This is a genomic window from Halobacteriovorax sp. XZX-3, from assembly GCF_043196495.1.
GTDB lineage: Bacteria > Bdellovibrionota > Bacteriovoracia > Bacteriovoracales > Bacteriovoracaceae > Halobacteriovorax_A.
Map to the genome: position 1 here is coordinate 644,011 of NZ_JBEBMO010000002.1, position 14,830 is coordinate 658,840.

At 35.5% G+C, this 14,830-nt stretch carries 15 protein-coding genes; 11 read left to right on the top strand and 4 right to left on the bottom strand.

Annotated elements, in window-relative coordinates; genetic code table 11:
• The gene (locus tag ABMA70_RS13650; protein WP_103218225.1) at positions 1-345 is read right to left on the bottom strand and encodes a zinc ribbon domain-containing protein YjdM; all 345 of its coding nucleotides are present in this window, start codon (positions 343-345) and stop codon (positions 1-3) included.
• A 178-nt stretch (positions 346-523) separates the two neighbouring features.
• Here ABMA70_RS13650 and rimK point away from each other — a divergent pair, with 178 nt between their 5' ends.
• The 6 genes from rimK (at position 524) to ABMA70_RS13680 (ending at position 7,025) form a co-directional block, all read left to right on the top strand.
• A complete protein-coding gene (gene rimK / locus ABMA70_RS13655) occupies positions 524-1,417 on the top strand; it encodes a 30S ribosomal protein S6--L-glutamate ligase (RefSeq protein ID WP_103218224.1) in 894 nt (297 codons plus the stop codon).
• Positions 1,418-2,443, top strand: a complete 1,026-nt coding sequence (locus tag ABMA70_RS13660) for a succinylglutamate desuccinylase/aspartoacylase family protein (RefSeq protein ID WP_392992743.1) — start codon at positions 1,418-1,420, stop codon at positions 2,441-2,443.
• A gap of 229 nt (positions 2,444-2,672) precedes the next feature.
• A complete protein-coding gene (locus ABMA70_RS13665) occupies positions 2,673-4,181 on the top strand; it encodes a methyl-accepting chemotaxis protein (protein ID WP_103218222.1) in 1,509 nt (502 codons plus the stop codon).
• Between the two features lie 16 nt (positions 4,182-4,197).
• A complete protein-coding gene (locus ABMA70_RS13670) occupies positions 4,198-5,010 on the top strand; it encodes a CheR family methyltransferase (protein ID WP_392992740.1) in 813 nt (270 codons plus the stop codon).
• A 3-nt stretch (positions 5,011-5,013) separates the two neighbouring features.
• Positions 5,014-5,511, top strand: a complete 498-nt coding sequence (locus ABMA70_RS13675; RefSeq protein ID WP_392992737.1) for a chemotaxis protein CheD — start codon at positions 5,014-5,016, stop codon at positions 5,509-5,511.
• On the top strand, positions 5,508-7,025 hold the full coding sequence (locus tag ABMA70_RS13680) for a chemotaxis protein CheW (protein ID WP_103218219.1): 1,518 nt from the start codon (positions 5,508-5,510) through the stop codon (positions 7,023-7,025). The genes ABMA70_RS13675 and ABMA70_RS13680 overlap by 4 nt, the downstream gene beginning before the upstream one ends.
• Here ABMA70_RS13680 and ABMA70_RS13685 read toward each other — a convergent pair.
• The 3 genes from ABMA70_RS13685 to ABMA70_RS13695 form a co-directional block, all read right to left on the bottom strand.
• Complete coding sequence (locus ABMA70_RS13685) at positions 7,022-7,648, bottom strand: TetR/AcrR family transcriptional regulator (RefSeq protein ID WP_392992734.1); 627 nt, start codon at positions 7,646-7,648, stop codon at positions 7,022-7,024. The genes ABMA70_RS13680 and ABMA70_RS13685 overlap by 4 nt on opposite strands.
• A 78-nt stretch (positions 7,649-7,726) precedes the next feature.
• Complete coding sequence (locus ABMA70_RS13690; protein ID WP_392992731.1) at positions 7,727-8,416, bottom strand: cupin domain-containing protein; 690 nt, start codon at positions 8,414-8,416, stop codon at positions 7,727-7,729.
• Positions 8,413-8,943, bottom strand: a complete 531-nt coding sequence (locus tag ABMA70_RS13695; protein WP_158246884.1) for a sigma-70 family RNA polymerase sigma factor — start codon at positions 8,941-8,943, stop codon at positions 8,413-8,415. The genes ABMA70_RS13690 and ABMA70_RS13695 overlap by 4 nt, the downstream gene beginning before the upstream one ends.
• A 353-nt stretch (positions 8,944-9,296) precedes the next feature.
• Here ABMA70_RS13695 and ABMA70_RS13700 point away from each other — a divergent pair, with 353 nt between their 5' ends.
• From ABMA70_RS13700 to ABMA70_RS13720, 5 genes are read left to right on the top strand one after another with little or no spacing between them, the layout of a single operon-like run.
• The gene (locus tag ABMA70_RS13700) at positions 9,297-10,511 is read left to right on the top strand and encodes a DUF1295 domain-containing protein (protein ID WP_392992728.1); all 1,215 of its coding nucleotides are present in this window, start codon (positions 9,297-9,299) and stop codon (positions 10,509-10,511) included.
• Complete coding sequence (locus ABMA70_RS13705; RefSeq protein WP_392992726.1) at positions 10,511-11,749, top strand: NAD(P)/FAD-dependent oxidoreductase; 1,239 nt, start codon at positions 10,511-10,513, stop codon at positions 11,747-11,749. Before ABMA70_RS13700 ends, ABMA70_RS13705 begins: the two co-directional genes overlap by 1 nt.
• On the top strand, positions 11,746-12,531 hold the full coding sequence (locus tag ABMA70_RS13710) for a DUF1365 domain-containing protein (RefSeq protein ID WP_392992723.1): 786 nt from the start codon (positions 11,746-11,748) through the stop codon (positions 12,529-12,531). Before ABMA70_RS13705 ends, ABMA70_RS13710 begins: the two co-directional genes overlap by 4 nt.
• A 2-nt stretch (positions 12,532-12,533) precedes the next feature.
• Positions 12,534-13,790 carry a class I SAM-dependent methyltransferase gene (locus ABMA70_RS13715; RefSeq protein WP_392992720.1) on the top strand — a complete coding sequence of 419 codons (1,257 nt, stop codon included), beginning with the start codon at positions 12,534-12,536 and terminating at the stop codon, positions 13,788-13,790.
• A gap of 9 nt (positions 13,791-13,799) precedes the next feature.
• Positions 13,800-14,819 (top strand): SAM-dependent methyltransferase, encoded by a 1,020-nt coding sequence (locus tag ABMA70_RS13720; RefSeq protein ID WP_392992717.1) that lies wholly within the window; start codon positions 13,800-13,802, stop codon positions 14,817-14,819.
• Positions 14,820-14,830 lie beyond the last annotated feature (11 nt).

Genomic DNA, 14,830 nt, shown 5'->3' on the forward strand with positions numbered 1-14,830 from the left:
TTAAGCTTTTTTTACAACTGAGCACTTAAGATACATCGAACCATGGCCATCGACTTTACAAGAAATGTCGTGTCCATTTACTGGCTCTTCTAGTAGGCGGATATTCTTTACTTTTGTTCCTGACTTAATCGTACCTTTTCCGGCCTTTAGGTCTTTAACAACTGTTACTGAGTCACCATTTTGTAATTGTGCACCGTTAACATCAACAAATTGAGGAGTACTATCTTCTTCAGAGCTAGCATCCAGACTCCATTCATTGAAGCATTCTGGGCAAATCCATAATTGGCCATCGCTATAGGCGTAAGGTGAGCTACATTTTGGGCATGTTTGATTTTCTTCTGTCATGGCATAAGAGTAATACTTAGAACGTTTATTGTAAATATGACTTATCCCCATCAATAAAAAAGTTATTAAAATTTAATTAAAAATTTATGAATTATGTTGACTTTTATCCTCACTGTTCAGTGATTCTGGACTATATTATATAGGTGCAAGATTAGTTTGCTATTTTTATGGAGCATAAATGAATATTTTGATTTTATCTTCTAATAAGAATCTTTACTCTACAAAGAGACTAGTAGAAGAAGCCAAACTTAGAGGTCACCATGTCGAAGTCGCTCGTCCAGACAAATGTTATATGGATGTGGCAACTGGTTCTCCAATGGTTTACTACCGCAAGAGAAAATTAGACAAGGTTGATATTGTTATTCCAAGAATTGGGGCCAGCGTTAGTGCCTATGGTATGGCGATTGTTCGTCAGTTTGAGATGATGGGAGTGTACTGCTTGAACTCGTCCAATGCAATTGGACGCTCAAGAGATAAGTTACGCTCACTCCAAATCCTATCTCAAAAGCATCTACCCCTTCCAAAGACAGGAATGGCAAATAACACTCAACAAACTGAGAGCTTAATCAAGCTTGTTGGTGGAGCGCCAATGGTTGTTAAACTTATTGAAGGCTCTCAAGGTAAAGGTGTTATTTTGGCCGAAACGAAGAAAGCTGCAGAGAGTTTGATTGATGCTTTTAGAATTTTAAAGGCAAATTTTCTTGTTCAAGAATTTATTAAAGATGCAAATGGCGCAGATATTCGTTGTTTTGTTGTTGGAGGCAAGGTTATTGGCACAATGATGAGACAAGCGAAAGAAGGTGAGTTCCGCTCAAATATTCATAGAGGTGGAATTGGATCACCTGTGAAGATTACACCGGAAGAAAGAAAAGTTGCTATTGCTGCCGCAAAGGCAATGAAGCTTAATATGGCCGGGGTTGATATAATTCGTTCTGGTACAGGTCCTAAAATATTAGAGGTTAATTCTTCTCCGGGGCTTGAGGGAATTGAAGGTTGTACGAATAAGAATATTGCCGTTCAAATCATCGATTACGTAGAGAAGAATTATACAAAAGTCATAAAGGATAACTAATTGACGGATCAATTATTTAAATTAAAAGTTGAAGAAGTTGAAATTGGCAGACCAATCGTTGAGTTTGTCAATTTCCCTTCTTTTTACGGGCTTCAAAAAGTAAAAGCTCCTATTTATATCTACCGTGCAACAAAGGAGATCTCTCCCTGTGTTGTAGTCACTGCATGTATGCACGGTGATGAAATCAATGGATTAAGAGCTGCCCAACTTTTAATGAAAGGTAAATTGAAACTTTTAAAAGGGACTTTAATAATCATTCCAGCTGTAAATATTTACGGCTTTTTAAATAAGCAACGATACCTTCCTGATCGTAAGGATCTTAATCGTTGTTTTCCTGGTAAAGCAAAGGGGAGCTTTGGTGCTCGCTTCGCAAATTTTATCTTTAAGCAAATAACGAAGTATGGTGATGTCTTTGTCGATCTTCATTCTGGAGGTCCTGGCCGTTTCAATATTCCACAAATCCGTTGTGATTTAGAAACAAAGGGAATGCTAGAGCTTGTTAACAATATTAGTATTCCATTGGTCGTTAATAGCACGCTTAGGGATGGTTCTCTAAGAGAGGCCATTAATGATTTAGGTAGGCCCTGTATTGTCTTTGAAGGTGGAGAAGGCTTACGCATTGATGAAACAATTGCAAAGTATGGTGTCAACCTCGTTAAGAGTATTCTTAGTCACTATGGCATGATTAGAACTAAAATGAGTTTTAAAGAAGAAAAATTCATTATTAGAAAAACGAAGTGGATGAGAGCGGCCAAAGGTGGACTATTAATTAATAAGGCCCATCATGGAAAAATTGTAAAAGAAGGCGAGATCGTTGGAGAATTGCGCCAACTTACAGGTGAGCTTATTAGTCGAATCACAATGGAGCACGATGGAGTTATTTTAGGCATAAGCAAGTCATCTGTTGTTATGGCCGGAGATGCTCTCTACAATATTGGCTTCCTTGGTGAAGAATCACATGAAGAAATCGACGACCTTCAAGAAGGTGATGGTGAGCTTTCAGACTACTTTGATTTTGAAGTTTAAAAATAATTAGTCGTCGTTCTTATTTCCCATAAAATGTGAAAATGAATAAGTAATTTACTCAGGTATAATTTTCTTGTCCAATTCTATAGTTTATAGACTTAACTGCTTGTTTTTACACATGTTACATAAATAACTTACATTTCGATAAAACTGAGTAGTTTAAAATATATGGAGTCATATAATTTCTTTAATAGAAATAACTTTCTCTATGAGGATGTAGGAGACTTATATGACCATGGCAAAAATAAACCAAGAACTTGATTGTCGAAATGTATTTGAAGGAAGTGGAGCTATTTACGATATGCTAGATAAGCTACCGTTTAATGTTATGTATTGCGGAACTGATTTAGTAATCAAATACATTAATCCAAAAAGTTTTGAGAGTTTAAGGGCCATTGAATCTCTTCTGCCTATTCCTGTTGCAGAAATTATTGGTTCAAAAATCGATGTCTTCCATGAGAATCCTATTCATCAACAAAAGCTTTTAGCAAATCCTAAAAATTTACCAATTAAGACTCAGATTAGAATTGGTGATGAATCACTTGAACTAAATGTTGTTGCTGTTATGGATGGTAATGACTACATAGGTGCGATGGTTACATGGGATATCATTACAGATAAGTTAGTCGCTGATAATCGCAATGCTCAATACAGCTCAATGCTTGATAATATGCCAATCAACGTAATGCTTTCAGATCGAGACTTTAATATCACATATATTAATCCAAAATCGAGACAAACACTTACTTCAATTGAAGGACTATTGCCAATTAAGGTTTCTGAGATTGTTGGAAGTAGTATCGATGTTTTTCATAAGAATCCTGCACACCAAAGAAAAATGTTATCTGATCCATCTAATCTTCCTCATGAAACAAAAATTCATGTTGGAGATGAAATATTAAACTTATTAGTAAGTCCAGTAATGGATATGAATAATACTTACCAGGGAGCAATGGTTACTTGGGATGTTATTACAGAAGATGAAAGAATTAAAAAGGCCATCAATGAACTGGCCAAGGAAATGAAAGATAGCACAGAGGATATTTCGACAAAATCATCGAATGTTGCTGAAGGTGCTGTATCTCTTGGTGCAACAACTGAGGAGATGAACGCTTCAGTTGAAGAGTTAACTGCATCGATTAATTCGATCGCTCAAAATGCTAAATCTGCTAATGAAATTGCCGAGCTTACTTCTACAGAAGCACAAGAGGGAGCGAAGTCAATACATGAAGCTGTTGAAGCAATGGAAATTATAACAAGATCATCGGAAGAGATTAGTGAGATTGTAGAAGTTATTCGTGAAATCGCAAGTCAAACAAATCTTTTAGCATTCAATGCTGCTATTGAAGCGGCAAGAGCTGGAGAGCATGGTGCTGGCTTCTCTGTTGTTGCAGATGAGGTTAGAAAGTTAGCAGAGCGCTCTTCACAAGCAACGAAAGAGATCTCAAAGCTTATTAATGATTCTGTTAAGAAAATTTCTGAGGGGAGTCAAATCTCTAAGAAGGCCGGTGAGGCATTTTCAAAAATTGTCGACGGGGTTAATAACACGAATCACTCAATTGCTGAAATTTCTAGTGCCACGCAAGAACAACTTCTTGCAGCAAAAGAGGTAAGTGAGGCCGTACAACAAGTTGCATCTGAAACAGAAAACTCAGCTGCGGCATCTGAGTCAATTGCCATGGCCACTCGCAGTCTAGCTGATGGTGCAAAAAGACTTAGTGACTTAATCCAAGATTAAGAGAAAGGTTTTGCGAATGATTTACTTAATGGAGCTAAATAGTAATCAAATGGAAAAGATTATTGACCTCGTTCACTTCCATACAGGAATTACTATTTCTCCATCAAAAAAAAGTATGCTGCAAGGTCGAATTAGACAGAGGCTTAAGGCACTGGAGTTAGAAAGTTATGATGATTATATTGCTTATCTACAAACTGATATTAATGAAAAGCAAGAATTCATCAATATTATAACGACTAATGAGACAACATTTTTTAGAACTGAGAAAGTATGGAAATACTTTCAAGAAGAATTTTTGATTAATTGGAAAAATTCTTTACCAGTAAAAATTTGGTCAGCAGCATCTTCTACGGGTGAAGAAGCTTATTCTATTGCGATGTCTTGTGAAGAGCATAAAAAAATTAAGTCTAGCTTTCAATATGAAATCGTTGGGACAGATATTTCGACAAAAGTTTTAAAATATGCCCAAGACGCAAGATATAGTGGTCGAAATATTACTAATTTTAAGGAACGACATACAAAACTCTTTCAAACTTACTTCAATGAAGATGATGATTTTGCAGAAGTTGTTCCTGAGTTGAGGAAGAATACGTCTTTCTCAAGTCACAATTTATTTTCAATTCCTAAAGGTAATATTGCTCAATTTGATATTGTCTTTTTAAGAAATGTTTTGATTTATTTTAAGCAAGAAGATCAAAAACAAGTAATTAATAATATTTCAAGAGCAATGAAGCCTGGAGCAATTCTAATTCTTGGAGAATCAGAAAGCTTGAACGGACTTTCTAGTGAATTTGAGTATGTGCATCCTCAAACTTATAAAAAGAAGTAGGTTATGAGAAGAAATGAGCGAGAGTATATTCATGTACGTATCGGCGAAATAAAATTCGGTAAAGCTGGAGCTGTCTTACAGGCTACTTTGGGTTCATGTTTAGGGATCGCTATCATCGATAAGGTTAAAAGAACATGTGGGCTAGCTCATTGTTTCTTGCCACAAGGAGAAGAATCATCTCCTGAACACCAGCCTGGAAAGTACGTTGTTGATGCAATTCCATACCTTTTAGATAAATTACATCTAAATGAAAGAGCTGAAGCAGATTTTGATATCTATCTTGCGGGTGGTGGAAATATGATGGCCCAACTTAAACAAAGAAATGTCGATCATATTGGAAAGTTGAATAAGGCCAAGGCCCTCGAAGTATTAAAAGAAAGAAACCTTCCAATTCGAAAAATTATGGATGGGGAAGAGCTAGCCAGTAAAATTATAATTGATTGTGATAGCTTAGAAATAAAAATGATTCGTATTAACGAGAAGTTGGAAAAGAAGATATGAATGAATTAAAAGAAGTTGAAGTTTTAGATACAATTGAAAAATATGAATCAAATATATTTGCTTCATTTACTTTAATGGGTAATGAGTTTGTTCTTGATATTACTGCAGTTCAAGAAGTTGTCAATTATCCAGAGTCTCTATTTCCAATGCCTCTTGCTCCAGACTATCTAGAGGGGATATTTAACTTAAGAGGGATGATTATCCCGATTTTAAGCTTATCCAAGTTATTAAATCTTTCAGGTGATAATCAGCAAGACTTAACAGCTTCTAAAGTAGCAATTGTTAATGTCCACGGCATTAGTGTTGGAGTTTCTTTCGATTCGACAGGAGAGATCTTAAGAGCTGAGAAGTCAGAAATCAGTATGTTTGAAATTACTGATAGTAGTGATATTACTCAAGTTGTTAAAGGTGCAATTAAAAGAGATATGGGAAAGCGTATTTATCAAATTCTTGAACCATCTCAGATTATTAAGATTAGAAATTTGGCCAGACTTGGGAGCTACGATTCATTCAGACAAGAAGTAGATCGACGACTTAAGGTTCAAAGCCAACATAAAAAATGTATTTCATTTCGAGTTAATGAAGTTCCTTTGGCAATAGAAATTACTTCTATTAATGAAATTATCAATATGCAAGATATTGAACATTCGGCATTTGCATCGAAGCTCTGTTTAGGATTAGTAAATTTGAGAGGAACGACGATTCCTGTGTTAAGTTTTTCTCGCATTCTAGGTCTAGAGTCGACAGATAAAGAAGGGATTGATCAAAAAATCCTAATAATCAAAATCGATAGTGAATACTTTGGTCTTGTCGTTGATTCTCTTGATGCGATTACTTTCTATGATGATGAGGGAGTCATGCCTGTTCCTGTTTTTTCGTCAAAGCGCTCCAATATGTTTCTTGGGGGAATTGAGACTAGTGAAAATGGAATGACTTTCTTAATCGATCATATGGAAATTTTAAATAACAGTGAAATTAAAGAGATTACAAAAAGCCATTCTGAGATTTATAAGGCCTCACATGAGGAAGAAGAAATGAAGAAGGTTGAAATGAAGTTAGAATCATTTGTTACATTTGATTTTGGTTATCATTTCGGACTTGCCGTAAGTGAGGTGCGTGAAATTATTGAAAAACCACAAGATATTCTCACAACTCCAGGTGCTCCTTCACATGTTATTGGAGTCTATAACTTACGAGATCAACTAATTACTATTATTGATGCTCGTCGTATGTATGGAATTAAGGAAGATCGTGAAGAGCAGGTTAGTAAGTCTAAAAAGGTTATTATTTTAGAGGCCGATGAGAGAGGTGAGAATTACGCTCTTTTAGTAGATGAAATTGATAGTATTGTAAAAATCGATATGCTTAACAAAATGAAGATGCCAAGTATATTATCTAAAATCTCAGGTCAACTTGATCAGGATGTTTCTGAAATTATCCGTGATACTAACGGATCAGGTGTTGTGATTTTAAACCATGAAGCAATTATTAGAAGAATTGAAACATCTGTTTAGTAGCGTCTTTCAATAAGGAGTGAATTTCTAATATATGATGTGATGAGAATATCTAGTTCTCTATCAAGTTCAAAATTATGAAACTTATCTGGGCTAAACTCAAGATAGCTTCTTATCACTCCTCTCAAAGAGCTAATGATGATATCGATGGGGACTTCTGATTTAATCTCAGAGCTTTTATAAAAGTGATTCTCAATAAGGGTTTGAGTTTCACGAGTTACATATATGAATTTTTTCTCAACTTTAGGATGTCTTTTATAGAGTAGGATAAGTTTCCTTAGCTCAAGATTTCGTCGATAATTATCTAAAACAAGCTTTAAAAATTTATGAAACTCTGCTTCAATATTCTCTCTTATTGAGTCGTCATTAAAGAAATTTCCATAGGTAAGAAGGTCTTGATCGAGTTGAATGTTGATTAGCTCAACAATGATTTCATCTTTATTTTTAAAGTGATTGTAGACACTTCCAATACTAACTCCGGCCATGCGTGCAATCTTATTTGTCGTTAACTTACATGCTGGGTTATGCTGCAAAAATAGGTCTGTAGCCTGTAGTATACACTTACGCGTATTGGCCGTGCGAACTTGCTCATGCTTATATTGTGAATTTAGTCTATCTTCCATACTCGTCATAAGAGTATTCTACTTTATCTAAAACAATATTGAAATAAAAACCGTTTAGTGATTTTTAGTTTAGTTCAACTATGAACGCTTTAAGTACCACCAGAGAAGTCGATTTAGCGGCGCAAAAACTCCGTGGAGAAAGTTCAAACGATTTTCAACCCAAGATATTACCAAACAGCCATCTTCACTTGTTGTCGATGGTTCATGAGTATCAGATTCTTCAAATGTAGAGAAATCTCCAGTATCAAGCTTGTGGCCATCACTGCTATAGTAACCGTCAAGAACATAGCTATACTCTCTGCCATGGTGACCGTGTTTAGGAATTGTTTCCCCTGGCCCAAGGTAGATAAAGAATAGACCACCGGCCTTGCCTGAAGTAACTTGTGCAACGGCGCTATTTTGTCCGAACTCTTTCCAGTGAATTTCCTTATCGGAAATAAAAGAGAGAGTGTCTGGTAATGTGAAGACCTTATTGTGAAAGCTTATCTTCGAAGGCCCTGGTGCAGGTTTCTTAAGCTTCGGTTCAGAGGCTTCAATACTGTTAAGTATATTATTGAAAATGTCATCACTATCTTCTTGCGTTAATTTGAGATGTGAACTTGAGTGAAAGAATTCATCTGCTTGTTTTTCAAGCTCTGAAGCTGCTTGCATACGACAAGCTTCACATCCATTTAAATGAGTCTTTACTAGAAGACCTAGCCCGGCATCTAGTACACCAGATTCATATTTTTTTATTAAATCAATGCCTGGATGATAAAGTTTTCTCACTTTTCCTCCAATATAATCTTTAAGTTTTTAATGGCCAAGCGAATACGGGACTTAACGGTTCCTAGAGGGAGCTTCTCTTGATCGGCATATTCTTTTTGCGTTAATCCTTGTTGGTAAACTCCATTAAGGACTTCCTGTTGTTCACTTGAAAGTTTAGTTATCATTTCTTTTGTATATGCTAGGTGATAGATATCTTCACTATTGTAGTCTTCATCTTCTTGCTGCAGAAGATGTTCATCATCAAAAATATCATCAGCACCAATAATACTTAAGGGGTCACGACTTTGTTTTCTGAGCATATCGTACTTTTGATTTCTCACAATCGCATAAACCCAAGTATTAATATTTCCTTTTTCATTATTGTAAAGTTGGGCATTCTTCCATATTTTAAGCATGACCTCTTGGGCCATGTCGGCAGCTTGCTCCTTAGAAAGTCCTCCCTTAATTCCATATCCAATTATTTTTGGATAATAGAAATCAAAAAGCTTTTTAAAAGCTTCCTTTGATTTCTCATTCGCAATTTGCATAAGCAAATGCTCTATATCGATAAGACTTAACTGCACTTTTTCTGCTCTCCCAATAATAGGAATTATTGTAGCATAATTTATGCACGTGTTACTTAGTAAGTCATTTGCTGCACTAAATGCCTTCATATTACTTGATACGTCAAACTCTCATATTTGGATCACAGCAAAAAAAAATAATTATAAGTAGCTAATAATAGTGACAGAAATGACTTTTTTTTTCAGGAAGTGATCCATTCTCTTTGATCCGCCGTACCTATAAGCATAAGACAAATAAAGGATCGACCGTGTTTGAACTAATCATGCTTATTCTATTTTTAGTGCTTCTATATTTCACGATAGGGTGGTTCATTTCTTTGAATATTAAAATATTCTCATATTTAGACTTTTACTGGAGCTCAAGTTTTCTGATCGTTGTTGGCACACTATTATCTTCTCGACCGCAATTAGCAGAATCGGCCAATGCTCTAATACTATGTCTACTTTATACATTTTGGTCTCTTCGCTTAAGTTCACATTTATTTCAAAGAATTAGAAAAACGGGGGAAGATAGCCGCTATTTAAATTTAAAGAAAAAGTGGAAGGTCATGTATGGTGTCTATCTCTATGGACTCTTTGTCGCAGAGGGCATTTTAACAGTGATCTTATCGGCTCCTCTGTTTCTTTTAGGGCCAGGGGAGATTACAATTTTTAATCTTGTGGCAATACTTCTTTTTGCTGGCGCTCTTATTGGAGAGCTAATAGCAGATGGCCAACTTAAACGTTTTGTATCCAATAAGGATAATAAAGGTAAAGTTTGTGATATCGGATTATGGAAGTACTCTCGTCATCCGAATTACTTCTTTGAAACATTAATCTGGTTATCGTATGGGATTTATGGACTAGATCTGAGCCGCCCCATCTCTCTTGTCGGCTTCGTCCCATATATTATCATGCTCTACCTAATTACTTGTGTAACAGGGGTTCCTCCAGCGGAGGAGTCGTCATTAAAGACTAAAGGTGAACGTTATCGAGATTATCAATTAAGAACAAATCGCTTCTTAATATGGTTTCCAAAGAAAGTCGTAAAAGTAGCCTTAATCGTTTGTTTAATTGGAGGAGTTACAGTGAAGGAATTAAGAGCACAAGATCTAAATACTCAAAATCAACAAGCACAGAGAATTGAAAAGGTATTTAATGAGCTAAGAGCAGATAATATTGATATTCTTGATGGCTTTTATGACCAAAAAACTCTCTTCATTGACCCAATAGGAGAACATAGAGGGCTTAAAGAGGTAAAGGCCTACTATCAGGGAATTTATCAGGGAGTTGAAGACATTCGTTTCGAATTTTCTGAAATTATTTCAAATGGTAATCATCATGTTGCAGTTTGGAAGATGATTCTAACTACTCCTAATTTGAATTCTGGTAAACCAGTTATCTTACATGGAAACTCTGTTATTAAATTTAATGATGATGGACTAGTTAGTTATCATCGAGACTATTTTGATATGGGTGAATTTATCTATCAGCATATACCAGTACTAGGTTCACTTATAAAGTACATCAAAAATAGGCTAAAGGGGCAGTAATGAGAATTGCAATTATTGGCTCTGGTATCTCTGGGCTTACATGTGCCTATAAACTGTCGAAAAAGCACGATATAACGCTATTTGAGGCCAATGATTATCTTGGAGGTCACACTCATACACATGAAATTGATTATGAAGGAGAAGAGTTTAGAATAGATACCGGCTTTATTGTTTTTAATAAGAAGACTTATCCTAACTTCTTGCGCCTAATGGAAGAGCTTGATGTCGCATATAAGCCTACAACCATGAGCTTTAGTGTTCATTGCGACAAGACTGGGCTGGAATATAATGGAACGACACTAAATACTTTATTTGCTCAAAGAAGAAATCTCTTTAGACCTTGGTTTTATTCGATGATTAATGGAATTATTGACTTTAATAAGAAGGCCAAGGAATTTTTGTCTAATGACTCTGGTGATATTTCTCTTTGTCATTTCTTTGAAACAAGAGGTGTAAAGAAGAGTGTCATTGAATATTATATCGTACCAATGATGGCCGCCGTGTGGTCGACTGACCCTATTGATGTTTGGCGCTTTCCTGCAAAATTTGTTTTACGTTTCTTTGAAAACCATGGTTTTTTAGAAGTTGATGATAGACCTCAATGGTATGTCATTGATGGTGGCTCAAATTCTTATATAAGGAAAATGCTGGCCCATTTTAAGGATTCAGTAAGGCTAAACACTCCAGTGAAAAGTATTACTCGTGAGCAAGGTCAAGTAATTATTGAAACCAATGTAGGCCGTGAAAGCTTCGATCAAGTCATCATTGCAACACATTCTGATACAGCATTAAAGTTATTAGCTGATCCTTCAGAGAAAGAAGCTGAGTTACTTTCTGCAATTCCTTATGTTGCGAATCCAACATTCTTGCATACTGACGACAGTTTTCTACCTAAGAGATCTCTTGCTGTAGCGGCATGGAACTATCAATTACCTGTTGAAAAGTCTGTTGGCTCCACTGTGACTTACAATATGAATATTCTACAAGGAATAAATTTTCATAAGAATTTCAATGTTACCTTAAATCCATATCGACCAATTAAGAATGAAGCAATTCTAAAAGAACTAAATTATATGCACCCCTTATTTACTCTCGACGGGATGAGGGCGCAGGCCAAATGGCACGAGATTAGTGGGCATAATCGCACACATTATTGTGGTGCCTATTGGAGAAATGGATTCCATGAAGATGGTGTCTTTAGTGCATTAAGAGTTATCGAGAAATTGGAGGAGTTATGAACTCATGTCTTTATCAAGGCAGTGTCGTGCATTCTCGCTCCTTACCAAAGAAACATTACTTTAAATATAATCTTTTTCTCGTTTATTTAGATCTAGATGAGATTGAAAAATTTTTTTCTATGTCACGCTTTTGGTCATATCTTAAACGTAACCTTTGCTATTTTAAAAGAAGTGACTATCACGGTGATACAAGTAAGGACCTTAAGGACGAAGTATTAAATACTGTTGCAAAACATCTAGGGCGCAACACTGATGGCCCAGTTAGAATGTTGACTAGCCTAAGGTACTTTGGCCATTGCTTTAATCCTGTAACATTCTACTACTGCTTTAATAAGAACAATGAGATTGAAGCGATCATGGCCGAGATTGAAAATACTCCATGGGGTGAAAGGTTTTGCTATGTTGTGGATGCAAGAAAAAGTCTTTCCGTAAATGACATTGAAGCTGCTTTCAAGAAAGAATTTCATGTCTCACCATTTTTTCCAATGTCTCTTGCATATCAGTGGAGTTTTTCTCTTCCTAGTGAAGTTTTGAAAATCAAAATGGATACATTTGATAAGGATGAAAGTGTTTTCTTCGCAAGCATGAATCTTAAGAAAGTACAGGCATCAAAAAAATCTCTCAATAGAATGATACTAAAATTTCCATTTATGACAGTGAAGGTAGTTTTAGGAATATATTTTCAAGCATTCAAGTTGTGGGTAAAAGGAATTCCTTTTTATGATCACCCAAATCCAGATAGTCGAAGAAGTCTATTTTCACAAGCGAATATAAAGGAGTAGTTATGAAACCAGATATAAAAACAATAGAGAAATCACAATTGCTCAATAAGGATCAAAGGCCAGGTATTCTTCTTAGAACTCTTCGAGATGGGATTATAAAGAAATTGGCCTTACTAGAAAATGTTCGTCTAACGATATATGTTGGCGATGAAAAACATATCCTAGGTCGAGGAGAGCAACGAATTAGTGCTGAAATGATCATTCATGACCAAACTTTCTTCACAGATATTTTTATCAAAGGCTCAATTGGAGCAGCAGAATCCTATATCTTAAAGAAGTGGGATACACCGAATTTAAGTAATGTCATGAGAGCTTTTGCTATTAATAAGACACTTTTAAGTGAAATGGATGCAGGGTTTGTAAACCTTTTAAAGCCTGCTCGTTTTATTGAGTATTGGCAAGACAGAAATACAATTGATGGTTCAAAAAAGAATATTGAGGCCCATTATGATTTACCTGACGAATTATTTAAGCACTTTCTCGATGACTCGATGATGTATTCAAGTGCAATTTTTGCAAATGAAAATTCAACGCTAGAAGAGGCCCAGCAGTATAAACTTAAAACTATCGGTGAAAGACTCAATATTAGAGCAGGTGATCATATTCTTGAAATTGGTACGGGTTGGGGCGCACTTGCCATTCATCTGGCCCAAGCATATGACTGCCATGTAACAACAACAACGATTTCGGAAAATCAATATATTGAAGCAGAAAGAAGGATTAAAGCAGCAGGTCTTGAGGATCGAATTACACTTTTAAAAAAGGATTATCGTCTCTTAGAAGGTAAGTATGATCGAGTTGTTTCTATTGAGATGATTGAAGCAGTTGGTGAGAAGTTCTTGAACACTTATATTCAAAAAATATCAGATGTATTAAAGGAAGATGGTCTTGCCCTTTTACAGATTATTACGATTAATGACCAAGAATATGATCGTGCAGTGAAAGAATTAGATTTTATTAAGAAATTTATTTTTCCTGGAAGCTTTATTCCTTCAATTCATGCGGTCTTAGGTTCTGCAAAGAAAGTAACTGATTTACGTTTATACTCTCAAATTGACTTTGCTCAGGATTATGTACGAACACTTGAAGAATGGCAAAATCGTTTTAATCACGAAACTTATAAAATTCCAAAGCTCGGTGAGGATGAACAATTTAAAAGACTTTGGAACTTTTATTTTTCATATTGCATTGGCGGATTTAGTGAAAGGGCCATTGGTGTTTCTCACTTAGTATTTGGAAAACCACTATACAGATCTTAGGAGGATAAGATGTCTATATTAATGAATGCCGCAGAAAGAGGTTATATACCTGATCCATTAATTAGAATGGGGATTAGAAAGCTCATTAAGCAAAGAAAGGATGAGATTAATAAGAATTTAGAATTCCACAAGTCTGGAATTATAAATGACTTTAATAAATCACTAATTGCCGAGGACGTTGATAAAGCAAATGAACAACATTATGAGCTACCTCCTGAATTTTTTAAATTAGTTCTAGGTGCTAATCTTAAGTACTCAAGTGCATTATTTGATAATGGAATAACATCACTTGATGAGGCAGAGAGTGCGATGCTTGAAAAGTATTGTGAAAGAGCGCAAATTTTCGATGGAATGGATATTCTGGAGCTTGGTTGTGGGTGGGGTTCTCTGAGTCTTTTTCTTGCAAGAAAATTCCCAAACTCAAAAATTACAGCTATCTCAAATTCAAATGGACAAAGAGAGTTTATTGAAGAGCGTATTAAAGAGCGTTCATTAAATAATTTAGAGATTAAAACTTGCGACATAAATGATTTTAATATCGAAAATAAGTTTGATCGAATTGTCTCAATTGAAATGTTCGAACATATGAGAAATTATAATTCGTTATTTAAGAAAGTCGCGTCCTGGCTAAAAGATGACGGAAGATTATTTATCCATATCTTCTGTCATAAAGATGCTTCTTATTTCTTTGAAACACAAGGTGAAGACAATTGGATGGGCCGCTACTTCTTTACTGGTGGTGTTATGCCAAGTTTTGATCTTTTTGAAAAGGTTCAGGATAGCTTTAAATTAGTTGAAAAATGGAAAGTTAATGGCGCTAATTATCAAGAAACTTCTGAGCAGTGGTTTCAGAATATGGAAAAAAAGCGCAGTGAAATTATGAAAGTCATGGCCAATACATACGGTGAAGATCAGGCAAATATTTGGTTTCATCGTTGGAAGATTTTCTTTGCTTCATGCGCGGAGCTTTTTGGTTATGACAATGGTGAAGAGTGGTTTGTAGGACACTTCCTATTTGAAAAGAAGTAGTCGATTTCGAC

Bases quoted from the DNA above. Each gene is read 5' to 3' on its own strand.
- ABMA70_RS13680 (WP_103218219.1), top strand. From the start codon at position 5,508: ATGAATGAATTAAAAGAAGTTGAAGTTTTAGATACAATTGAAAAATAT.
- ABMA70_RS13720 (WP_392992717.1), top strand. From the start codon at position 13,800: ATGTCTATATTAATGAATGCCGCAGAAAGAGGTTATATACCTGATCCA.
- ABMA70_RS13665 (WP_103218222.1), top strand. From the start codon at position 2,673: ATGACCATGGCAAAAATAAACCAAGAACTTGATTGTCGAAATGTATTT.
- ABMA70_RS13695 (WP_158246884.1), bottom strand. From the start codon at position 8,943: ATGCAAATTGCGAATGAGAAATCAAAGGAAGCTTTTAAAAAGCTTTTT.
- ABMA70_RS13705 (WP_392992726.1), top strand. From the start codon at position 10,511: ATGAGAATTGCAATTATTGGCTCTGGTATCTCTGGGCTTACATGTGCC.
- rimK (WP_103218224.1), top strand. From the start codon at position 524: ATGAATATTTTGATTTTATCTTCTAATAAGAATCTTTACTCTACAAAG.
- ABMA70_RS13650 (WP_103218225.1), bottom strand. From the start codon at position 345: ATGACAGAAGAAAATCAAACATGCCCAAAATGTAGCTCACCTTACGCC.
- ABMA70_RS13670 (WP_392992740.1), top strand. From the start codon at position 4,198: ATGATTTACTTAATGGAGCTAAATAGTAATCAAATGGAAAAGATTATT.
- ABMA70_RS13685 (WP_392992734.1), bottom strand. From the start codon at position 7,648: ATGGAAGATAGACTAAATTCACAATATAAGCATGAGCAAGTTCGCACG.
- ABMA70_RS13715 (WP_392992720.1), top strand. From the start codon at position 12,534: ATGAAACCAGATATAAAAACAATAGAGAAATCACAATTGCTCAATAAG.
- ABMA70_RS13675 (WP_392992737.1), top strand. From the start codon at position 5,014: ATGAGAAGAAATGAGCGAGAGTATATTCATGTACGTATCGGCGAAATA.
- ABMA70_RS13710 (WP_392992723.1), top strand. From the start codon at position 11,746: ATGAACTCATGTCTTTATCAAGGCAGTGTCGTGCATTCTCGCTCCTTA.